The 21,771-nt window shown below is 33.2% G+C and carries 21 protein-coding genes; 9 read left to right on the top strand and 12 right to left on the bottom strand.

The genetic code is table 11. From position 1 onward, the window contains the following. Window positions 1-38 precede the first annotated feature (38 nt). The gene (locus E7Z77_RS05625; protein WP_292751197.1) at window positions 39-1,103 is read right to left on the bottom strand and encodes a KamA family radical SAM protein; all 1,065 of its coding nucleotides are present in this window, start codon (window positions 1,101-1,103) and stop codon (window positions 39-41) included. A gap of 346 nt (window positions 1,104-1,449) precedes the next feature. Between E7Z77_RS05625 and E7Z77_RS05620 the strand changes: the two genes are divergently transcribed. Further along, on the top strand, window positions 1,450-2,220 hold the full coding sequence (locus tag E7Z77_RS05620; RefSeq protein WP_292751193.1) for a TMEM175 family protein: 771 nt from the start codon (window positions 1,450-1,452) through the stop codon (window positions 2,218-2,220). A gap of 182 nt (window positions 2,221-2,402) precedes the next feature. Further along, complete coding sequence (locus tag E7Z77_RS05615; RefSeq protein WP_366510246.1) at window positions 2,403-2,753, top strand: hypothetical protein; 351 nt, start codon at window positions 2,403-2,405, stop codon at window positions 2,751-2,753. 1 nt (window position 2,754) lies between these two features. Here the strand turns inward: E7Z77_RS05615 and E7Z77_RS05610 are convergent, their stop codons facing one another. Then, complete coding sequence (locus E7Z77_RS05610) at window positions 2,755-3,528, bottom strand: serine protein kinase RIO (RefSeq protein ID WP_292751190.1); 774 nt, start codon at window positions 3,526-3,528, stop codon at window positions 2,755-2,757. A gap of 27 nt (window positions 3,529-3,555) precedes the next feature. Then, window positions 3,556-3,855, bottom strand: coding sequence for a translation initiation factor eIF-1A (gene eif1A, locus E7Z77_RS05605; RefSeq protein WP_292751187.1), 300 nt, complete (start codon window positions 3,853-3,855; stop codon window positions 3,556-3,558). A 108-nt stretch (window positions 3,856-3,963) separates the two neighbouring features. On the opposite strand from eif1A, the gene glp reads away from it, so the two are divergent. Genes glp through E7Z77_RS05590 form a run of 3 tightly spaced genes read left to right on the top strand, consistent with a single transcriptional unit; the run spans window position 3,964 to window position 5,938 of the window. Further along, the gene (gene glp / locus E7Z77_RS05600; RefSeq protein WP_292751185.1) at window positions 3,964-5,187 is read left to right on the top strand and encodes a gephyrin-like molybdotransferase Glp; all 1,224 of its coding nucleotides are present in this window, start codon (window positions 3,964-3,966) and stop codon (window positions 5,185-5,187) included. A gap of 27 nt (window positions 5,188-5,214) precedes the next feature. Then, entirely contained in the window at window positions 5,215-5,676 is a 462-nt protein-coding gene (locus E7Z77_RS05595) for a GyrI-like domain-containing protein (RefSeq protein WP_292751182.1), read from the top strand. A 7-nt stretch (window positions 5,677-5,683) separates the two neighbouring features. Beyond that, complete coding sequence (locus tag E7Z77_RS05590; RefSeq protein WP_292751179.1) at window positions 5,684-5,938, top strand: hypothetical protein; 255 nt, start codon at window positions 5,684-5,686, stop codon at window positions 5,936-5,938. 7 nt (window positions 5,939-5,945) lie between these two features. Here the strand turns inward: E7Z77_RS05590 and E7Z77_RS05585 are convergent, their stop codons facing one another. From E7Z77_RS05585 to hypD, 3 genes are read right to left on the bottom strand one after another with little or no spacing between them, the layout of a single operon-like run. Then, window positions 5,946-7,256, bottom strand: a complete 1,311-nt coding sequence (locus tag E7Z77_RS05585; protein WP_292751176.1) for a TldD/PmbA family protein — start codon at window positions 7,254-7,256, stop codon at window positions 5,946-5,948. 7 nt (window positions 7,257-7,263) lie between these two features. Further along, window positions 7,264-7,968, bottom strand: coding sequence for a phosphoglycolate phosphatase (locus tag E7Z77_RS05580; RefSeq protein ID WP_292751173.1), 705 nt, complete (start codon window positions 7,966-7,968; stop codon window positions 7,264-7,266). Window position 7,969: 1 nt separating this feature from the next. Next, window positions 7,970-9,016 (bottom strand): hydrogenase formation protein HypD, encoded by a 1,047-nt coding sequence (gene hypD / locus E7Z77_RS05575; protein ID WP_292751317.1) that lies wholly within the window; start codon window positions 9,014-9,016, stop codon window positions 7,970-7,972. Between the two features lie 90 nt (window positions 9,017-9,106). On the opposite strand from hypD, the gene E7Z77_RS05570 reads away from it, so the two are divergent. Genes E7Z77_RS05570 through E7Z77_RS05555 form a run of 4 tightly spaced genes read left to right on the top strand, consistent with a single transcriptional unit; the run spans window position 9,107 to window position 14,702 of the window. Beyond that, window positions 9,107-10,774 (top strand): UDP-2,4-diacetamido-2,4,6-trideoxy-beta-L-altropyranose hydrolase, encoded by a 1,668-nt coding sequence (locus E7Z77_RS05570; protein WP_292751170.1) that lies wholly within the window; start codon window positions 9,107-9,109, stop codon window positions 10,772-10,774. 12 nt (window positions 10,775-10,786) lie between these two features. Next, window positions 10,787-11,839 (top strand): N-acetylneuraminate synthase family protein, encoded by a 1,053-nt coding sequence (locus E7Z77_RS05565; protein WP_292751166.1) that lies wholly within the window; start codon window positions 10,787-10,789, stop codon window positions 11,837-11,839. A gap of 12 nt (window positions 11,840-11,851) precedes the next feature. Beyond that, complete coding sequence (locus E7Z77_RS05560; protein WP_292751163.1) at window positions 11,852-13,273, top strand: sialyltransferase; 1,422 nt, start codon at window positions 11,852-11,854, stop codon at window positions 13,271-13,273. Continuing rightward, entirely contained in the window at window positions 13,266-14,702 is a 1,437-nt protein-coding gene (locus E7Z77_RS05555) for a polysaccharide biosynthesis C-terminal domain-containing protein (protein ID WP_292751160.1), read from the top strand. The genes E7Z77_RS05560 and E7Z77_RS05555 overlap by 8 nt, the downstream gene beginning before the upstream one ends. A gap of 27 nt (window positions 14,703-14,729) precedes the next feature. On the opposite strand, the gene E7Z77_RS05550 is transcribed toward E7Z77_RS05555, so the two are convergent. From E7Z77_RS05550 to E7Z77_RS05525, 6 genes are all read right to left on the bottom strand, one after another. Then, complete coding sequence (locus E7Z77_RS05550; protein WP_292751157.1) at window positions 14,730-15,221, bottom strand: acyltransferase; 492 nt, start codon at window positions 15,219-15,221, stop codon at window positions 14,730-14,732. A gap of 26 nt (window positions 15,222-15,247) precedes the next feature. After that, on the bottom strand, window positions 15,248-16,789 hold the full coding sequence (locus E7Z77_RS05545) for an NERD domain-containing protein (protein ID WP_292751154.1): 1,542 nt from the start codon (window positions 16,787-16,789) through the stop codon (window positions 15,248-15,250). 69 nt (window positions 16,790-16,858) lie between these two features. After that, window positions 16,859-18,025, bottom strand: coding sequence for a glycosyltransferase (locus E7Z77_RS05540; protein ID WP_292751152.1), 1,167 nt, complete (start codon window positions 18,023-18,025; stop codon window positions 16,859-16,861). A 1-nt stretch (window position 18,026) separates the two neighbouring features. Continuing rightward, window positions 18,027-19,526: a glycosyltransferase family 39 protein gene (locus E7Z77_RS05535; RefSeq protein WP_292751149.1), complete on the bottom strand. Its 1,500-nt coding sequence runs from the start codon at window positions 19,524-19,526 to the stop codon at window positions 18,027-18,029. A gap of 121 nt (window positions 19,527-19,647) precedes the next feature. Next, entirely contained in the window at window positions 19,648-20,490 is an 843-nt protein-coding gene (locus E7Z77_RS05530; protein ID WP_292751147.1) for a UbiA family prenyltransferase, read from the bottom strand. Beyond that, complete coding sequence (locus E7Z77_RS05525; RefSeq protein ID WP_292751144.1) at window positions 20,487-21,743, bottom strand: glycosyltransferase; 1,257 nt, start codon at window positions 21,741-21,743, stop codon at window positions 20,487-20,489. The genes E7Z77_RS05530 and E7Z77_RS05525 overlap by 4 nt, the downstream gene beginning before the upstream one ends. Between the last annotated feature and the right edge of the window lie 28 nt (window positions 21,744-21,771).

The raw sequence follows: 21,771 nt of genomic DNA, 5'->3' as shown, positions 1-21,771 counted from the left end.
AATTTTAAAAATAGTATTCTGGGGCTACATTGGTGCATCTAACGTTTTTTAATTGTTTTGTTTTCCCAAGTTGTCAAATTATATCCGTCTTCAACATATTGGATATTTTCAATTGGAACCAAAGGCACTTTGCCAAGGCCAAGTGGTGAATTGTAGATGTATGTTGGTTTGCACATTCCGCTTGTTCTGCCTTCCAAATGTTTCATGATTTCCAAACCTTTAGAAATATCGACCTGGAAATGTTTGGTACCTTGAATATCTTTCGGGTGGAATAGATAATAGGGGATTACACGATACTTTTGCAATTCTTCATTGGTTTTTTGAATACAATACTTATCGTCATTAATATTATGTAATAATACCATCTGATTTCTTACAAGCACTCCATGATCGACTAACAAATCAATTGCCCTGACGGCTTCCGGAGTAATCTCACATGCATGATTGAATTGTGTTGAGAGTTGCACTTTATATTTTCTAAGTAAAATGGCCAAATCATCATTAATTCTAAATGGGAGTGTCGCTAATGTTCTTGTACCGACTCTTAGTATTTCAACATGGTCGATATGGGATAATTCCTCAAAAATGTATTCTAATTTCCTATTGGATAACAGCAGTGCATCTCCTCCGGTAATCAAAACTTCTCTGATTGCAGGATTATTTTTTATAAAATATATTGATTCGTCAATATCGTTTTTAGAACTGTTTTTATCAAAGCTGCCTATTAATCTGCGGCGTTGGCAGTGCCTGCAGTACATGGGACAAGCATTAGTAACATTGATAATCAACTTGTTAGGATATCTTCTGGTGATTTTTCCGCAAGGATTTGATTGTTTTTCATTCATTGGATCTAATTCGCCGGTTTCATCAAATTCCCTAATATCTGGAATGGATTGCAATCTTATTGGACAAAGAGGATTGTTAAAATCGATTAATGAAAAATAATATGGAGTTATTGCAAATCTATATTTTTCGCTGACACATTTTATATCCCTATACTCTTCAGCCGTAAGATCAACATATTTTAAAATTTCATCCACATCACTAATACGATTCTTTAATTGCCATTTAGGATTATTCCAATCTTCTTCGCTTGCATTCAATTCATTTAAAATTTTATTTTTATTAGAGGCATACAGATTTTTAGAAAAGTCACTAAATCCGGTTCTGACTTTTGATTCATGTTTTTTATCGTTAATAGCGATTTTGTCAAGTTCCTTTGAACGTATTAATGATTTTTTTCTATTTATATCTATGCTATCGACCTCAGTTTACTACATCTCTTAAAGTATACTTAGTTTTTGTTCATTTATTAATATTTCTTTTTTTAACAACATATTAACAGGGTGTGTATATTCTGTAAAACTGTTTTAGATGAAGTTCAATCAGGATTAAATAGGACTATATTTCGCATAAGATTAAATAAAATGAAGAACACTATTTTAATTAATGGCAAAAATTGAGTTGTTTAATAATTTTACTGATAGGCATTCTGCGATTACCGATGGTGTTTTTGCAATCGCCATGACAATTCTTGTTTTGGAATTTGCAGTTCCAACAATGACGGAGATCTCATCTGGTGTTGCGTTAAACGAATATTTTATAAATTCTTTAGTGCCAGCTATTTTAATATATTTCATTAGTTTTTATATTGTATATAATTTTTGGGAAAATACGGTTATTCTTTTTAATTTTAAAAAAATAAGCTATATAATATTGACATTGAACATGTTTACAATGGCAACCGTTTGTTTGATACCATTTGCAACAGGATTCCTTTTTAAATTTTACCATTATGCCAATGCAAATGTATTCTTTTCATTATTGATAATGTTGATTAGTTTATTATACCTAATTATGTTCATGCTATTGATTAGGCATAATTTTAAAGAGTATTTTGATAAAAAAGAAGAAATAAAAACTGCATTCCACGATAATTACAATGATGGAATAGAAATGCCTAACTTGAAGTTGTATCTTAAAGGTGTTACATTGACAGCATTCTACCTATTGTTGGCGCCGCTCATCAGTTCAATAATATCACTTCTCTTGGCATTCATATCTCCATTTCTTAGTTTATTATCTTTTTTATTAATCTTAATTCTAGTATTTGTAATTCGTATCAGGCGTATGCATGTAGACAAATTCGATTCAATTGACTTAACTGATGATGAAAAAGCATTTATGGATAATATTCGAAAAAGCATTTATGGTGATTGAAGCTACTGTTATCTTTTTATTTTTTTTTACATTAACTTTTTTTAGATATTTCCTATCCAATTTGAGGATATAAAAAATTATTTTACTCCAATCTGAATAATGAACATGATCATTTCGGATGCAAGTGTGCAGTAATTCTTGGAACCTTAATTGCTATTTGTATATTTGTATTTGCACAACCTTTGGGTTTAATTTTCGTTCACACTTCAGAAAACAGCGATTTACTTGGTGGTTTAGTATTATTTATAAGGATAGTGGTTTTCTGTCTGCCATTTTTAGGAATCGGGTTGCCATCAACATTTCTATATCAGGGGCTTGGTAAAGGGTTCCATAGTTTGATGTGGACACTTGTCCGGGAATTATTATTCTCAGTCTTTTTCACATATCTGTTTGGGATATTTTTCTCATTTGGTTTAACTGGAATTTGGGCAGGATTAGTGGTTGGAAGAACATTGGCAAATATTTTGAATTATATTTTTGCAAATCAGACTTTAAATCATTTAAGTTTGGAACAAAGTGATGTTGTTTCATAATTTAAAATTTAGGATTTACATATTCCCAAATTTCGTTAAAACTAGTTTCAACACCAAGTTTTGTATATTCTCTAACTAAAGTGTTTATGTCCCTTTCAAGAAGCTCTTTTGAAATAGGATTGTCTAAAACAACTGATTGTGACACGTCAATAATCACCGGTTCTTCATCCTGATTTAGAATATTGTAATTGGATAAGTCCCCATGCACTAATTTGGCTTCATTTACAAAGAGTTTCAGATTTACAAGCAACTTGTTAAAGAATTCATCAGGATTTTTAGGGGGCTGGTTTTTAACAGGTTGTGCAGGATTTCCGTCTTCATCACCAATGAATTCAATTAAAAGCACATTATTGGAGCTTGTAATTGGATGTGGAACTTTAACTCCTGCGGATTCAAGACGAGTCAGGTTTTTGAATTCCTTTGTAACCCAGGAATAAATTATTTTCCTTTTATTTTTAGTTTTAATGTTGAATCGAGGATCGCCTTTAAGGTAGTAATCCATCTTTTTAAAATCAGAAGTGGCAATTCTGTAGATTTTAACAGCCACATATTCTTCAGCATCGGTTATGCCTGTAAGCACATTCGCTTCTTTGCCTGTGCTTATTGCACCATTTAAAATATCTATATAACCTTGATTAGCTAGTTTATATAATGTTTCTAATGTTATCTTATCAAAAATTTCATTCCCCACTTTTCTGTCGGAACTGTCCTTTTTTCTTTTTTGGGAATGCAGCTTTTCATGTTTGGCATCAGCTTTCGCTATTTTTGAATCCATTAAAATCAAAAAAAATAAGTAGTTAGACTACATTTTTAGGTAGCCTTTTCTTTCAAGCCAGTTTGATTCTGTTTTTGTATATCTCCAGATCACATCAGCTTTTTCATCAGATTGGAAATCCCATGGTTTTACAAGGATTACGTCTCCTTCACGAATCCAAATACGTTTTTTCATTTTTCCAGGGATTCTGGTCATTCTTATATTTCCATCAGCACAACGAACTTTTAATTTTCCGTGTCCCATAATTTGTTCAACTACTCCTGGGATTTCTCCCTTTTTAGGAGTTCTCACTCTTCTATATTCTTGTTGTTGATTAGGTTTAGACAAATACTCTCCTCCAAATAATAATACTTTTCACCATAAGATTAAATTATTTATATATTTATCTATATATTATATATTAATTTATTGGATTTTATATAAAAAGGGGTTATTATGGGAACCGAATTTTTAAAGATAAAGGAATGTGATGAAGCGATAGATATTATTCAAAATTTATTTGATGAAAATTTAAAACCTCAAAGTGAAGAAATTTTAGTCACTGAAGCTTATGGAAGAATTTTATATAATGATGTTTACTCAAGAATGGATTTCCCACCGTTTAATAAAGCATTAAAAGATGGATTTGCAATATTGGCTGAAGATAGTTTCGGCGCTTCAGAGGAATCACCTAATACATTGGAAGTAATTGATTTTCTGGAAGCAGGCTCAACAACAGACAAAAAAGTTGAAAAGGGAAAATGTATTGAAATCAGTACCGGTGCAGCCATGCCTGAAGGATCACAATCCGTTGTAATGGTTGAGTATTGTGAAAAATTAGGGGATGAAGTTAACCTGCTGACCACTGCAACACCCTCACAGGACGTTGCTAAAAAAGGCTCAGACATTGAAGAGGGCAATCTAATCCTCAAAAAAGGCGATTTTTTAAATCCTGGAAAAATTGGTGTTTTGCTTTCACAAGGTTTTGAAACAATCGAGGTTTATAAGAAACCTAGTGTTGGCGTGGTATCTTCAGGAAATGAGATTGTCCTTCAGGGACAGGAACTTGAATACGGTAAGATATATGATGTCAATGGCGGCATGATTAAAAATGCAGGAATTTCATGCGGTTGTGACGCCCACTTTTTAGGCATAATGAGGGACGATTATGATGAAGTCAAAGAAAAAATAATCAGTTCTTTAAGTGAAGTGGACATTCTCCTTTGTTCCGGTGGAACTTCAGCAGGTTTAGGAGATGTTTTAAAGCATGTTTTAGATGAACTGGGCGAAGTTCATATTCATGGAATTTCAGTTCAACCGGGCAAGCCGACAATTGTCGGTGTCATCGATAATAAGATTGTAATCGGACTGCCTGGAAATCCGGTTTCCGCTTTAATGATATTCAATGCATTTGTCGCTCAACCTTTAACTAAATTGGCAGGCATTGACAGAAATTTCGAACTTGAAACAATCAAAGGAAAAATGACTAGAAGAATTCACTCTCCGGTTGGCAGGATGCAATATCAGCTGGTTAAAGTCGATGGCGAAGATGTTCATCCTATTTTTAAGGATTCCGGTGCAATTTTTTCATTGTCAAGTGCTGACGGTTATGTAAAGGTGCCGAAATCTGTTGAACTTTTGGATGAAGGCGAGGAAGTAGAAGTTTATTTATTTAATTAAAAGCATAATTAATGTAAAGGTGATATTATGGAAAGCGAAGTAAAAGTCATTCCAGAACAAAAATTAGGAGTTATTAATTATAAAGGCCCCATTACAGATTTGGAGATATTAGTTTCTAAATTGATGGGTTGGGTTGATGCTGAAGAGATAGAGGTTGACGGTGAACCTTTCATTGTTTATTTCTCACCAAGACATGAAGTTAATGAAGGCGATGCAGTATATGACGTAAGCATTGTCATTAAAGAGGATGCCGATGAAAAAGATATGATTCGTGTCGTTAACATGGTGGAGCATAAAGTTTTATCAGGAATTCATGAAGGACCTTCTGATAACATTTTGGATACCTATGCCAAATTGGTCGATATCGCCCAGGAAAATCATTATGACATTATAGGATCACCTAAAGAAGTATTAGTTAAGAATTTTTTCAATTGTGATGACGAAAAAGAATACGTAACTGAAATTCAATTACCAATTATTGAGATGTAGTGGTATTATGCCTAAAAAAGAGAATGTTGATTTGGAAAAGGAACTTGAAAGGATTTCCCGCAAATCAAATATTAACATGATGAAATTTGAGAAATCTTTTGAAAACAGATTGAAAAAATTAGATGATGACATCGATAAGGTCATGAATGATAAGCTAAAGATTTTTGATGACAACAAAAAGATTACTTTGGATTATTTAAACATGGAATTTAAGGACGACGGAACCATAAATAGATATAGAGAAAAATTAAAAAAGATTTAATTTTCTCTTAATTTTGCCCAACAACTCTTAAGTCATGGACAATTAATTTAGGAATGATAAAAGACCCATATTGTCTTATTTCAGAATTTAATCCTTCAACACTTTTCATAATTTCAAAAATATTTCCTGAAATCATAGCATTATTTATTGGATCAGTTAATTCTCCATTTTCTATTTTAAATGCATTGCTGGCTTCAACTGAAAAGTCTCCGGATATTGGATTTGCAGTATGAGCACCTAAAACGCTTGTTGTTAAAACACCCTTATCTATTTCTTCAAGGTCTTTCATTTCACTAAACTTAAATTCAAGATTTGTAGGTGCAATCACAGGGGTTGTCAGATAAGAATGTCTAAGTCCGTTGGATGTGGTTTCAATGCCGTTCTTATTTGCGGTGTAGATGTCATAGATAAATGAATTCAAAACACCCTCTTTGACCAATTCAGTTTTTTTACTTACGCTACCTTCCCCATCGGATTTTGCAGTCAATAATCCTTTATCAAGAAGAGGATTGTCGCTAATGGTCAAGTTTGCATTAACTATTTCAGAGCCCATCTTATCTTTTAGGATAGACCTGCTCCTCATAACATTTTCACCATTAAACGCACCCATGAATGTTTGCAAAAGTCCTGTTGCAGCATAATAATCAAGAACAACAGTATAATCATCAGTTTCTACAGCTTTGGTATCTAAGGATTTTTTTGCCAGACTACATGCCTCATCAGATATTTTTTCACCATCCAAATCAAAAAATCTTGAAGACTGTGAACTGTATGCTGTTGCAATTTTTCCATCTTTTTGAAGTAGTGTAGATATCCCTAAACCAAAACCGGTTCCTTCATCTTCTATAGACGCTCCATTTGAATTTACAATCAATGACCTTCCTTCGCTTGCTGAAAAACTTGATCCAGTTATTTCACAACCGGCATCAGTTACGCAATCAATGGCATTCTTTAAAAATTCAATGCATTCATCGAGATGCAAATCCTTAAACTTTTTATCATATACGTTTTTCACTTTAGGGACTTTTTCAACTTCTGCAAAAGCATAATTCTCATCAATTTTGTTCAATTTTGTGTTTTCAATGGCCTGTGTGGCAGTTTCAATTATTTTATCCATATTTGAAGTAAACGCGAAGCCGATTCTATTATCCTTTATTACTCGAATGCCGACACCACATTCAATTTCTTCCTTTGCAAAATTCAATTCTTCCTTCTTGGAATCCAGTTGAATAAATTTTGATTCATCTATATAAATTTCATAAGCATCACAATCTTTTTCAATTGCTTTGATTGCCTTTTGAGCTATTTCGTGTATCATCTTATCCCTACAATGCAAATTTTTCAATAGCTTCAGCCACACCGTCACCAAATGTCTTTTCGCAGGTGTATGTGCTGATTTGCTTTAACTTGTCTTCCGCATTCCCAACAGCTATTTTATAACCAACTTCCTTTAAGAAGTCTTCATCGTTTTCACTGTCTCCGATTGCCATAACGTTTTCCATATCTATGCCGTTCCTTTCACATAAATATTTGAGTGAGGTTCCTTTATTAACACGCTTATCAGTAATATGTAAAGCAAAACCGCTGTCATATATTTCAAGCTGTTCAAGATATTTGAAATCTTTCAATGCATCTTCCAGTTCTTCCCTTGCAAGAGTTTTGTAAAAAACGGTTTCGGTTAATCGATACATGTTGTCATGGGATGCATGTTTTTCGAATTTGTCCCCTAATTTTTCTTTCAGGTGTTTTTCGGCGGAAGTTACAAAATCTCTCTCAACCATTGTCTCAACGGCATTATTATTCTCACCTTCTTTAAAAACAATGCCTCCGTTTTCAGCTACAAGGCCTCCGCTGCATCCAATAAGCACTTCAGTTGCATATGCATAATTTACAACATTTCCCGTAACGATTATTGTTGGTATTCCTGCCGCTTCAGCTTTTCTTAAAGCTTCAATAGCAGAAATGCAAATCTGTCTTTTTTCATCAGTTATTGTTCCGTCAATATCTACTGCAATTGCTTCTATAGTCATATTATCCTCTAGAGTATCTATGTGCTATGTTGCATGTTCCTTCTTTACTTACCATACAAGCTCCAATCGGGTGTAATGGATTACATTCTTTTCTAAACAGTTTACAATCTTCAGGTCTTGCAAGACCTCTTAATATAGGTCCGCAAATACATCCTTTTGGTGCTTCATTAACGTCTTTTACTTCAATATCATATTTTTCACGAGCGTTAAAGTCGCTAAATTCCTTTTTCACTTCTAGAATTGAATTAGGTATTTTTGGAAATCCTCTCCATTCTCTTGAATCAACATAAAATACTTGTTCTATCATGTCCTGGGCTATTTCATTTCCTTCTTCTCTAACTGCTCTGTTGTATTCATTGTCTATTTTCGGTGTTTCATTATGAATTTGTCTTAATATCATGTAAACTGACATCAGTATGTCTAATGGGTTGAATCCGGCAACAGCCTGAGGTATTCCGTAATCGGTTGAAAAGTATTCGAATGGTTTTGTTCCAATTATTGTACATACATGTCCCGGTTGAATTAATGCATTAAGACTTGTCTGTCCGGAATTAATTAAAAAATCAATAGCAGGAGGAATAAGTCTGTGGCAGGAAAGTACTGAAAAGTTTTCTGGCGGTGTTGACAATAATTCTGCCGCTGTTGTTGGCGCGGTTGTTTCAAAACCTGCGGCAATAAATACAACATCATTGTCTTCTTTTTCAGCTATTTCAATAGCTCTGTTGATGCCGTAAACTACTCTTACATCTCCGCCTTCAGCTTTAGCATCTGCAAGTGAACCGTTTGATCCCGGAACTCTTAACATATCTCCAAAGGTAGTTATGGTAACTCCTTTTTCTATGAGTTCCAGGCTTTCATCAATTTCACGTGATGGGACTACACATACTGGACATCCAGGTCCTGCAACAATTTCAATTTCGTCAGGAAGCAGGCTTCTAATCCCATTTTCCATAATTGTATGTTCATGAGAACCACATACATGCATTATTTTCACTGGTGTGGCCAAATCATTAATTCTTTTTAATAACTCTTGTGACATATTTTTCATATTCATATTAGCACCGAAGATTTAATATTATATTATAAATATATTTAGTATTACATTAATTAAATTTTATTGTAACTTTAAGGGATAAACATGTTTAATAATAATAAAATTTTGGTAGTTATTCCAGCGAGGGGAGGCTCAAAGGGAATTCCTCGTAAAAATCTTCGTTTGCTGAATAACAGGCCTTTAATTTCTTATGCAATTGCAATTGCAAAATCATCCCAGTATGTTGATGATGTTGTGGTATCCACTGATGATTCTGAAATTGCATTTATTGCCGAAAAATTCGGATCAAGCGTCATCAGGCGTTCTGAAGAACTATCCTCTGATGATGTGCCTCTCGATCCAGTGATTTATGATGCAATGATTCAAAAGGAAAAACAAGCATTTGATGAATATGACATTGTAATTACTTTACAACCTACTTCCCCATTACTCAAATCATCTACTTTAGACAGAGCTATTGAAAAATTTGAGGATTTTTCAATCGACAGTGTCATTTCTGTCGTTGATGATAGGCATTTGACTTGGGGATATGATGAGAATAACGAAAGATATTTTCCAAATTATATTAAGCGAGTTAACAGGCAGTTTTTACCAAAATCATATAGGGAAACAGGAGCTATTTTAGCTACCCGTAGGAATTTTGTTTATGAGAATTCTCGTTTAGGCACTAATCTGGATATAATAGAAGTATCCAAGCAGGAAAGTGTTGACATAGATAATTATGAGGATTGGTGGATTGCAGAAAATTATCTCCAAAAGAAGAAAATTGCTATTGTTGTAAATGCATACAATGAAATTGGTACCGGCCATATCTACCGCTGTTTATCAATGGCATCAAAGCTGGTTTTCCATGAGGTTCTGTTTTTATTGGACGAACAGCATCAATTGGGCATAGACCTTGTTGAAAATAGAAATTTTTCATTTAAGACATATGATGGTGAAGATAATTTATTATGCCTTTTAAGAGAATATTCTCCGGATATCGTTGTTAATGATATTCTGGATACAACAATTGAATACATGACCCTCTTGAAAAATGAGGGATACTTCGTTGTCAATTTTGAAGATTTGGGTGTTGGTACCGATTTGGCCGATGTTGTCTTCGATGCTTTATATGAACATGATTTGAGTGAAGAAAATATCTGCACAGGTCATAAATATTTTATTTTGAAGGATGAATTTTATTTTCAATCTGAAAAAATTGTCACTAAGGATGTTAAAAATATCCTGATTACATTTGGAGGTACAGACCCAAATAATTTCACGGAAAAAGTATTGGAGGCAATTTTATCAACAAATTATGACGGGCGCATCAATGTTGTCGTTGGATTGGGCTATTCTGATTTGGAGGGACTGATTTCAAAATATCAGACAAATCCTTTAATTCAATTTTACAAAAACGTTTCAAATATCAGTGAATTCATGTTTAATGCGGATATAATTTTCACATCTGCAGGCAGAACAATGTATGAAATATGCTCTTTAGGAGTTCCGACAATATGTTTATGTCAGAATAGCCGTGAGGCAACTCATATATTTGGAAATTCAGATAACGGATTCATTAATATGGGTCTTGGCGAATATGTTAGCAGACAGGACATAATTGATGAATTTATAAATCTTGTCAATGACTTTGATTTAAGATTGGAAATGAATCAAAAAATGTTATCTATTGATTTAAAAAATGGATTTGAAAACATTTCAGCAGTAGTTCGTGAAGAATATCGGAAATTTCTATTAAATAAACGATAAATGGGGTTTACTATGGACATATTTATTAAAAAACCATTTTTGATTGCGGAAATCGGTGTTAATTTTTATGATATAGCAAAAAAGGAGAAAATCTCAGATATGGATGCTGCAAAACTCATGATTGATGAGGCGAAATCATGTGGCGTTGACGCAGTCAAATTTCAATCATATAAGGCTGAAACAATTGCATCACGTAATTCTCCAGCTTATTGGGATTTGTCAGAAGAACCAACAACTTCCCAGTTCGAATTATTTAAAAAATTTGATAAATTTGGTGCTGACGAATATAGGGAGCTTGCCGCCTACTGTAGAGAAGTGGGAATAATGTTTCTATCAACACCATTCGATTTTGAATCTGCCGATTATCTTGATGAGTTCATGGACATATATAAAATTTCTTCATCTGATTTAACCAATATTCCTTTCATTAAATATATTGCCAGTAAAAATAAGCCTATTTTACTTTCAACTGGGGCATCAACTTTAAAAGAAATAAAAAATGCTGTTGAAGCTATTGAAGAGGTTTCAGATGCAAATATTGCCATTATGCATTGTGTTTTATCATATCCGACAGATTATGAAGATGCAAACCTGTTGATGATAAAGGATTTGGCTGAGCATTTCCCTGATTATGAGATAGGATATTCTGATCACACAAAACCTGATGAAAACATGTTTATTCTAACCACTGCTTATAATCATGGTGCAACAATAATCGAAAAGCATTTTACTCTTGACAAAACGTTGAAAGGAAATGATCATTATCATGCAATGGATACTAAAGATGTGATTAAGTTCAAAGAGAATGTGGAGTTCCTATCAAAAATTAATGGTCGTAAGAATAAACAGCCATTGATTTGTGAATCTTCTGCAAGAAAAGAAGCTAGGCGCTCTATTGTAGCTTCCAAAAATATTAAAAAAGGAGAATCGGTTACTATGGATAATATAACATTTAAAAGGCCTGGAACAGGTATTTCTCCTGCCGACACCGATCAAATTATAGGAAAACAAGCCATTGAGGATATTTTGGAAGATACATTAATTTCTTATGATATGTTGTCATAATTCGGTGTTTTAATGTCTTTTAAGGTTAGTGAGATATGTAATGTTTTTTTCCATCTGGAAGAAAAATACAATTTAAATTTTCAGGAAATTCAGGGCTGCTATCCATGGCAGCTGATTAGAATGTATCTTTATTATGATATCTCCAGACGTACGAATACCTTCGGCGCACCGCAACAGCAATCATTAACTCTTTTTGATAAAATCAAATCATTCTTACCTTTCTTAAAGAACAGTGTATTATATAATCCGTTAAGCGGAAATGATGAAAAGGACATTCTAATTTTTGACCATCCAAGAAAAGTAATCTTTAACGGAGAATACAGGGATATCTATAGCTATTTTTTAGTTGATTTTCTAAAGGATTCCTCTTCTTTTGAAATAATGGAGGCGCCGTATCTTAATAAGCATTTTACAAATAAACGGGATTATGTGAAATTTACGGATAGAATTCAGTTAGGTTCATATATTCATAAAAAATTTCATAAAATCGAATTCACCGATAGGGAAAAGGAAATAATTTCCAACATTGAAAAAGAACTTGAATCCGCTTTTAATCTAAAGATTGATATTACCCGGATTTTCACCATGCATATTTTAAATTTTCAATATGATTATATGAAATATGTTGAGCTATTCAAAAAAAGAAATGTGAAGATGATTTTTGTCGTTGTTGCCTATGAAAATCAGGCTGTTGTAGCGGCCGCTAAAGATTTGGGAGTCAAAGTAATTGAATTGCAGCATGGTACAATATCTGATTATCATTTGGGTTATTCATACCCTTTAAAAACAAGATTGGATGGTGAAATCAGATATTTTCCAGATCAAATCTTAACTTTTGGGGATTACTGGATTAATGAGGGCAACTGTCCAATATCCAAAAATGATATTGTTCCTATAGGATTTCCCTATTTTGAAGTTCAGTCAAAGGATTATATGAATATCCAATCGGATGAACATCAGATTTTATTTATATCTCAAGGAGTAATAGGCAAACATTTATCCGAACTGGCATATCAGATAGCAGACAGATTAAATAGTTTTAAGATTATCTATAAATTGCATCCTGGCGAATATGAAACATGGAAACAGAATTACCCAGACCTTGTAAGCGCAAGTCAGCTTGAAAATTTTGAAGTAATTGATAACAGTAAAGTTCCTCTCTATAAATTGTTTGCAGAGTCCAGTTATCAGGTGGGGGCATTTTCAACAGCAATTTATGAGGGATTAATGTTCAATTGCAAAACATTCATATTGGATGTTCCCGGTGTCGAATATCTGGAAGATTTAATTAAAATGGGATATGTCTTTAAAATTGAGGATAGTGATGATTTAATAAATAATTTGGAAGAATTCGAACCTGTAGATTATGATAAAAATTTCTTTTTTAAGAACTTCGATAAGGAATTATTGAAAGGTGTGATTGATAATGGATGAATATGCTCAGTTTATTAAAAGAATAGGGATTGTAGGCATTGCAAATATCCTGATTTCTCTTAGCGGGTTGATATTTATCCCAATTATTACGAAAAACTTTTCCACTTCCAATTATGGGGTATGGGCTCAGGCCAATACTCTTGTTGCTTTAGTTCCAAATATTGTTAATTTGGGACTTCCATATACTATGGTGAGGTTTTTAGCGGCTGAAAAGGATAAAGAGATTATTAAACAATCATTTTATTCAATGATGCTTGTGGTCTTATGTTCAACTGTTATAATGGTTTTGGTATTTTTAATATTTTCACATCAGATTGCAGATGCTCTGTTTGATGGAAGCATGCAGATAATGTTGACTGTTACGGTCATTTCCTTTTTGGCATGTATCAATTTGATGTTCTTAAGCTATTTCAGAACTTTCCAACAAATTAAGTTTTATTCAACATTTCTGGTTTTGCAAACTTATATCGGTGTGGGTGCAAGTATCATATTGACATTGATGCATTATCCTATTGAAATTGTTATTTTAGGGTTGTTGGTTGGTTATTTGGCAGTATTTGTAGTTATGGCGCTGTTGATTGTAAAACAATTAGGATTCACAACAAAATTCAAAAGTTTGAAAGAGGAATTGAAATTTGCACTTCCTACAGTGCCGAATAATGTTTCTTCATGGGTTGTCGATTCAAGCGATAAGTTTGTCATTGGTATTTTTTTAGGATCTGCTGCTGTTGGATGTTATTCTCCAGGATATGCTCTTGGAAGTATCCTTTTAATGCTTTTAACTCCTTTTGCTGTATTGCTGCCTGCAGTTTTGCCGGAATATTATGAATCCGGAAACTTGGATAAGGTAAACACATTTTTAAGATATTCCATGAAATACTATTTGTTAATAGCCATTCCTGCAGCTGTTGGGTTGAGTCTACTTTCAAAACCGCTTCTATACATTTTAACAACAGGAATAATTGCCAATCAGGGATATATGATTACTCCGCTGGTAGCTCTTGGAGCAATATTCATGGGAATTTACGGTATAGTTAACAATATTATCATTTTGGAGAAAAAGACAGTTATTTTAGGTTACATTTGGATTAGTGTAGCTATTTTAAACATTATTTTAAATGTTATTGCTGTGCCCTATATTGGAATCTATGGGGCGGGAATTGCAACATTAATCTGTTATTTCTTTGCCTTTGCGGTTACTTTAATCTATTCCAGGAAATATTCTGTTTTACCTTTTGATTTCAAATCCATAATAAAAATTTTAATTTCTTCCCTGGCAATGGGAATCTTTGTAAAGCTTGCAAATCCTCAAGGCATTTTTGCCATTCTAATAGTCATAGCTATTGCGGTTGTCATTTACTTTGCAATACTTGTCTTGTTAAAGGGTATTGATAAAAAAGAGATTAGTTTAATAAAATCAATGATTTGAGTGAGATGTCCTTTGAGGTGTTTTTATTTAGTGGAATTTTCCTTCACTTTTTAGTTTTTCGTAATGTTCGATATCTCTGTATTTGAATGTTTTTGCAGGATGGCCTCCGGCTATCGCATATTTTTCCACATCTTTGGTAACTACGCTTCCCGCTTGGATGATTGAGCCTTCTCCCAGTTTTACTCCTGGCAGAATTATAACTCTATTTCCAATCCATACATTGTCTTCAATTGTCACATCCTTAGAGATTATACTTTCGTCGTAAGGTATTGCATTTCCTTTATCGTAGTTGTGAGTGCTTGTGATTATCATGCATTCAATTCCCGAATGAAAATTGTCCCCAATTATTACATTGCCGGATCCTTGAATTTTCATTCCATTAAAATTAACATTATTGCCCAAGCGAGTATTTGGTGTAACATAACTTTCACCATTTACCTTGAAGTTATCGCCATAGCTTTTAGCAACTCTTTTACATCTATGAAGATATAATTTTTTCTTAATTTTGCTGATAATCATTGTATCTAAAAAAATAAAAAAAGAAATTAAATTTCTGAAGAACAATCTGCAGCGTAGTTGTTTAGTAAAACAGCACATTTGTCGATTGTTTCAGAATCTAATTTGATTGTTGTTGTTTGAATCTTGTTTAACAATTCTTCAATAAATAAGTCTTCATCTGTTAAAGGAAGATTTATAACTACAACTTCATTGTTAATGAAACCGACTAGAGGTTCCACAAAACAATTTTTGATATTGTTGTCATTAAGGAAGTTTATTAAATCTTCACCTAAACTCAAAGACTTTTGTTTGATTTTGTTATCTTGTGAAAATTTAGCTTGTTTTGTAGTATATCTAAATTTCATACTGTTCTGTGAATCAGGAATTTCTTCAATTTTGTCTTCATCCAATTCACTGGATCCAATTAGATTCAAGTTCTCATTTTCAGATTCTAATCTAAGTTTTGGATTGTATTTCTGTGAAATCAAAGCATAAATTCCAGTTGGACCTACAACAACGTGATTAATACCAGAATTTGAAGTAGGAGTTTTAACATTATAGAATACATAGTATTCTTCTGGAAGGGTTAACAAGTGTTCCCTGATGATTCTTGTTCTTTCTTCAGTTTCTTTTATATCTCTACTTCTATATAGTCCATAACCTAAGATAATTACTCCAATAAATATGGCAATGATACCTATACCGCTGTTAATAATCAATATTTCGATTATGCTTAAAACAAAGATTATTATTCCAATAATAATGATTGTATTATTGGTGTTTAAATTGCCTAAATCGACTTTAAAATCTTCGCCTATTTTTGCAAAATCGTCAGGCACTACATCAACAGGTTCTCCCGGTTCGTTAAGACTAATTCTTTCAAGTAAACTTCCATAAGATTTTTTGGCTTGTTTTTCATTTTTAGGATAATATTCATCCAGGCCTTTAAAAAATTCATCTTTAAGGAAATTCTTTAAAACATTGTAGTCATTAGTTTTAGGAACCGCAAATTCTTTCCCAAATCTTGATAAAACAGATTCTGGTATAGTGGTCCTTGCAGTTTTTACTGTTACTTCTTCTTCTTGCAATTCTTTTTCTTTTTTCTCGTCATTTGCTATTTTTAGCATCTGTTCTTCAGAAAAGAAACTTTCAAGTTTATTAGTAATTGATTTAAAGGAGTGTGAGTTATCTTCTGTTCTTATCTCTTCAGGTGCTGGTTCGGTAGCCGCTGATTCTTCTTTAATGTGTTGAATCTCTTTTCTTCTTTCTTCAAGATAGAGGTCTAACTCTTTGTTCATTTCGTCATCCAGATATCTTAAAGAACCTCCACAGCTGTCACATTCATAATCAAGTATGTTGTCATTGCTTTTAATCTTGTACTTCAGTCCGCAGTCCTGACATTGTACAATTTGTGAATTGTCATACTTAAATGAATCTATGAAGGATGAATGAGACTCATTTTCTTCATTAGAATAATCTTCTAGGTATTCTAAGTCACCCGCACATGAAGAACACTCGAATGTTGTAATATCGTCATCATCATCGAGTTGGTATTTTGCACCACAGTTCTTACAGCATACAACTTTCATTTTATCCTCTTTAATTACTTTTTATGTTATTTATTTTTTTATTTTTTTTATTATATATGTTTCTAAAAATTAATGCAAACATGTTTTATATATTTCACATATTTCTTTTTCAATCACATCCCAATTGTATTTATTTTGAATTAACCTTTGACCGTTATTTCCAAATTCCCTGCACATCTCTTCATCGTTTACCAATGTTTCAATACAATGAGAGAGGTCCTTTTCGTCAAAATCGCATACTAAACCAACATTATTGTTTACCCAATCCTGAATATGGTTGTTTTTTGTTAAAATTAGAGGTTTTTTGCATGCCATTGCTTCGAGTCCGCTTGTAGTGAAAGATTCATATCTTGAAGGCATGACGAAGATGTCGCAGTCAACCAACGCTTCCTGTTTCTCCGCTCCGATTAGAACGCCTGGAAAGAGAACCTTATCTTCTAGTTTATACTTTCTAATCAATTCTTCAAGGGTGGCTAAAAAACCGTAATCCCCGCCCACAATTGCAAGCTTCAAATGGTCATTCTGAATGTTGTTAAAACTTTTAATCAATAGGTCCAACCCTTTTATCTCATGAATTCTTCCCAGGAACAATATGATTTTTTCGCAATCTTGAATATCATGTTTTCTTTTAAATTTTCCCGGTTCGGGAAGTTTATCATATTCTTCAAGGTTTATTCCCAGAGGAACAATTTCAATTTTGGATTCATCGACGCCCATTTCCAGATATTGCTGTTTTTCAATTTCCGTTAATGCAAAGACCTTGCATGCATCATATAATATGTCGAATCCCCATATTTTGTCAAATATTCCCTTTAATTTTTCTTTTTGAAAAAAAGGCAAGACAGATCCATGAGCCTGCAAGACATAAGGGATATTATTTTTTTTGGCATATCGGTGCGCTGCAATTGCAAGGGAATGCCTGTGCTCATGGATGTGGACAATGTCAAAATTGTTAATTGTTCTTTTAAGATATCCGAGTGAACTGAGTGGGGTGTCTACCGTCAGATTGTTTTTAATGGAATTTGAAAGATTTTTAAAGTAAAAAACCTTTATTCCATCTCTATCAACATTATGGTTGTTTTCAAACTTCAATCTTTCTTGACAACTGTCGGTGGTGTACACGCTGACGTCATGGCCTTGTTCGACTTGTTTTTTTGCAATCTGGTAAGCTGCATTTACAACGCCTCCTGCAGAAAAACAAGGAACAAATGATGGAACGACATGCAATATTTTCATTTTAGACACTTTTTTCGTACAGGTATACTTGTTCAATCTGTTTTATCTCAGTGTAATTTGTCAGATTATCTAACTTTTGATTGGAGATATAATAAGTCACGTTGCTCGAATCAATCGCCTCTTGGTCCCAGCTTACTATTCCCGTAATGGTTTCACCTAACCACCAGCTGTAAGGTCTGATATTGTAAACCCCAATCGGTTCGTTTTTATAATTTGGATCGTGTTCGATAAGGAAGTTAGACATATCCTCTGTAGCAGTATATTGGTTTGTTGGCTCGAAAGTGTAAGTAAATGCAAATCCCTGAATCAAGAACAATGCAATCAATATTACTGGGATTATGTTCTTATTTATTTTAACATGCTTGTGGATACTTTCGATTGCAGTGAGAATGAAGAAAATCATTGGTGGGAAAATTGGAATAATATATCTATTAACTTTTATACTGTAATAACTGAGGAAAATGATATTTGAAAATATCCATGCCAACATGAAGAAACCGTCTTTATTTTCCGAATCCTTGCCTATCAAGTATAATGATATTAAAACCAGCAGTGTTGTAAGCACTGAACTTATCCTTGTAAATGTGATTATTGCTATTAAAATCAGCACGGCAGGAATGATGTGTTTTCTTTCAAATTTCGGTTTATTGTCATATAGCCAGAATCCCGCGCCGATAATCATAATCGCAAATATTGCCCATGAGAGAATTGTAGGGTTTTCCAGCACTGGATTTCCAGCAAATACAGTATGTGAATTTGAAATGAAATTAGGCAAGTTCATCACATAGTAGCTTATATCTAAATTATATGCAGGGTCGGTGTCTGCTCCTTGCTTGCCTATTATTCCATTGGATATCTGCTTACCAGCTTGGAACTGCCCTTGACCCATGATGAGGAGTACTGCAAGAATAATTGCGGTCATTACAACTCCAATTATTATTCCTCTTTTTATGTGTTTAAAATCTTCAGGAGCAATTTTAAATCCATTTTCATAAACATAAAATAGTAAAAATGCAGGCAATGTTAAAATCACTGTGTATCGTGTAAAGAATCCTATGACAAATAGTGGGATGAGGTATTCATAGAATTTGGGATTTTCCTTTACAGCAATTATTGTAAATAATGCAATCCATATTAACAGGCCTGTTGCAGGAATATCCAAGGTACCGTTACCAAGCCAAGTCAGGCAAAGTGAAAATGTTGAATATAATACTGTACCTGTCAGACTCAATGTCTCATCGAAATATTTCTTAAATAATAGATAACAACCGATATTTCCAAATATTGCGAAAATTCCGGTAATGATAAAGATGGATAGCTTATCCACAAATCCGAACATAAAACATATTGATGTTAAAAAACAGATTATAGGTGATAAATAGATATTTTCAGTAGAATGAATGTTTGTTCCGGTATAATAAAGTGCATTCAGTAAGTAAACGTACACATCGGAACATGAAATACCAACCATATTATTGAAGTTGATATAATATCCGACCAAGATAATACTAAAAATTGCGATAAATATCAGACAATATTTATCTTTTTGTTTTATATTAAATTCTTCAAACATTATTTATATTTCTTTAATAAATGGTATAAATATTAGATGGTATATTAGATTAAAAAGACCCAAATACAAAAGAAATAAAAGCTATTAACATTCCTATTTTTAGATTTTTTGATGCTTTTGCAGCTGTTTGCCTGTCTTGGGATTTCATTATCAATATTCCTGAATAGATGAATAGGATGACTGCAACTGCAATTACAATCAAATAATAAATTCCGAATATATGATTGAAGTATAGTACTGGGCATAGTGCACAGTCGACAAGTATCAGGATTGTAGCTATCACTGCAGGTATCTTTTTACCTATTAAGATTGGCAAGGTTTTAGCGCCTTCGGCTTTGTCGCCCTCAATGTCCTCAATATCTTTTATGATTTCACGTGCGGTTGTCATTACAAATGCAAAGAATCCTAAATATATTGAAGTCACAATTATGCTTGGATTATTCAGTGAAAATCCACCAAATACAAATCCGAATCCAGTCATGAATCCTACGGCAAGATTCCCGATTACTGGTGTTGATTTCAATTTATAGGCATATAAGTAAAGGATAACATCTGCAATTAGCACAATTGCAAAAGGAATCCAGTTATTGGTCAGGTAACTGATTAAAAATCCACATACTGTTCCGGCTAAGAATAGTAAGTATGCGTAATTTCTGCCGTTTTTTAATGAAATTCGACCTGAAGGAATCGGCCTTTCAGGTTTGTTGATCAGGTCGATGTTATAATCAAAATAATCATTAATCACATTTCCGGCAGCGGTTTCAAAAAACACTGCAATCATTGCAAGTATAATTGGAATACTTAATGTTCTATCTATAATGGCTATTAGAATAATGGATATGGCGCCCATTAATGCATTTCCCGGCCTTAAAATTTCAATATATGGATTCATATTATTTCCTCTAATATTTTTGAATAATTCTTTGCAGTGTTTTCCAGTGAGTATTCATCTGCAAATTCATTTCCAGAATATTTTAGTTCATTATTATTATATTTCTGATAATAATCATAAATAGCTTTTTTAGTTTCATCAACAGTGGACACATGATATCCTATGTTTGTCTTTTCAATCAGCTCCTTAAGGGAACCTTCAGGATATCCGATTGACAAGATTGGTTTTTTTGATGCAATGTACTCATAAACCTTTCCTGGGATAAACATCCTTTCATTCTTATCCATCCAGGAAATCAAAAGAAGAACATCTGAATTTGCCTGATTTTGGAGTACTTTCTCATGGCTTATCTTTCCATGAACGCCCACATTTGAGGACAGGTCATACTTTTCAGACAGTTCCTCAAGATTAGCGGTATCCCCATAAAAATCGATGCTAATTTCATCTTTCATAATCTTACCTTCATTCATCAGTTCGCTAACTGCCTGAAATAGTATTGAGGGGTCACGTTTGCCTGCATAAAGGGAACCTGCATACATCAATGTCAATCTGTCGGTAAGTTCTGTTTGGGTTATGTTTTCATACTCCTCAGGATCATAACCTGAAACTATCGAAACAATTTTTTTTGTTGGATGCAACCCTTGTAATGTCTCTCTTGCAAGTGGTGTTGTTGTAGTTAGGACATCAGCATTTTCAAAGGTTTTTATTTCGAGCTTTTTTTCAAAATAACTGCGGATTGGTGTATGATTTATATATGGGTTCAGATTCCATAAATCCCTTAAATCCGCAATCCAGGGGATATCATATTTTTCTTTCAAATCATGTGCTATTATATGTGATGTGATTGGAAATGATGATGAGATAATGGCAGATATGTCTTCTTTTTCTATAATGTCACAGCATTTGCTGAAGGCGGGTTTTTTCCAGTATTTCATCCCATCAGGATATGCAAATAGTTCTCCTGCAATTGGAATGGCCTTTGAAACAAATCGGTTTTCATTGTCCTGTGATGTTAATTCATTTTTTGTTTCATCCACCTTATTATTTGGAATGAACCTTGAAATCATGTCTTCATAAGGTGTTTCAATAACTTGAACATTATCAAATTCAACGGTGGGGTTGGCTGTTTTTGGAACAATTACTATGGGTTCAAATCCGAATCTTGGCAGATATTTTGCCAAGCCCTGCAACCTTTTTGAGGCTATTTCATTTGTATGATTATAATAAAATGCAATGTATAATATTTTCTTCATAGTAATTCCTAAACAATAATTATATAAA

The sequence above is a fragment of the Methanobrevibacter sp. genome, assembly GCF_015062985.1.
Taxonomy (GTDB): Archaea; Methanobacteriota; Methanobacteria; order Methanobacteriales; family Methanobacteriaceae; genus Methanocatella.
Note: the sequence above shows the minus strand (reverse complement) of the source record. Positions and strands in the feature narration are given on the sequence as shown.

What these genes read in the sequence shown, in the direction of transcription:
- E7Z77_RS05590 (WP_292751179.1), top strand. Translation starts at nt 5,684, where the DNA reads ATGCCTAAAAAAGAGAATGTTGATTTGGAAAAGGAACTTGAAAGGATT.
- E7Z77_RS05540 (WP_292751152.1), bottom strand. Translation starts at nt 18,025, where the DNA reads ATGAAAATATTGCATGTCGTTCCATCATTTGTTCCTTGTTTTTCTGCA.
- E7Z77_RS05580 (WP_292751173.1), bottom strand. Translation starts at nt 7,968, where the DNA reads ATGACTATAGAAGCAATTGCAGTAGATATTGACGGAACAATAACTGAT.
- E7Z77_RS05525 (WP_292751144.1), bottom strand. Translation starts at nt 21,743, where the DNA reads ATGAAGAAAATATTATACATTGCATTTTATTATAATCATACAAATGAA.
- E7Z77_RS05560 (WP_292751163.1), top strand. Translation starts at nt 11,852, where the DNA reads ATGTCTTTTAAGGTTAGTGAGATATGTAATGTTTTTTTCCATCTGGAA.
- E7Z77_RS05565 (WP_292751166.1), top strand. Translation starts at nt 10,787, where the DNA reads ATGGACATATTTATTAAAAAACCATTTTTGATTGCGGAAATCGGTGTT.
- glp (WP_292751185.1), top strand. Translation starts at nt 3,964, where the DNA reads ATGGGAACCGAATTTTTAAAGATAAAGGAATGTGATGAAGCGATAGAT.
- E7Z77_RS05620 (WP_292751193.1), top strand. Translation starts at nt 1,450, where the DNA reads ATGGCAAAAATTGAGTTGTTTAATAATTTTACTGATAGGCATTCTGCG.
- hypD (WP_292751317.1), bottom strand. Translation starts at nt 9,016, where the DNA reads ATGAAAAATATGTCACAAGAGTTATTAAAAAGAATTAATGATTTGGCC.
- E7Z77_RS05585 (WP_292751176.1), bottom strand. Translation starts at nt 7,256, where the DNA reads ATGATACACGAAATAGCTCAAAAGGCAATCAAAGCAATTGAAAAAGAT.
- E7Z77_RS05545 (WP_292751154.1), bottom strand. Translation starts at nt 16,789, where the DNA reads ATGAAAGTTGTATGCTGTAAGAACTGTGGTGCAAAATACCAACTCGAT.
- E7Z77_RS05610 (WP_292751190.1), bottom strand. Translation starts at nt 3,528, where the DNA reads ATGGATTCAAAAATAGCGAAAGCTGATGCCAAACATGAAAAGCTGCAT.
- E7Z77_RS05570 (WP_292751170.1), top strand. Translation starts at nt 9,107, where the DNA reads ATGTTTAATAATAATAAAATTTTGGTAGTTATTCCAGCGAGGGGAGGC.
- E7Z77_RS05530 (WP_292751147.1), bottom strand. Translation starts at nt 20,490, where the DNA reads ATGAATCCATATATTGAAATTTTAAGGCCGGGAAATGCATTAATGGGC.
- E7Z77_RS05550 (WP_292751157.1), bottom strand. Translation starts at nt 15,221, where the DNA reads ATGATTATCAGCAAAATTAAGAAAAAATTATATCTTCATAGATGTAAA.
- E7Z77_RS05555 (WP_292751160.1), top strand. Translation starts at nt 13,266, where the DNA reads ATGGATGAATATGCTCAGTTTATTAAAAGAATAGGGATTGTAGGCATT.
- E7Z77_RS05595 (WP_292751182.1), top strand. Translation starts at nt 5,215, where the DNA reads ATGGAAAGCGAAGTAAAAGTCATTCCAGAACAAAAATTAGGAGTTATT.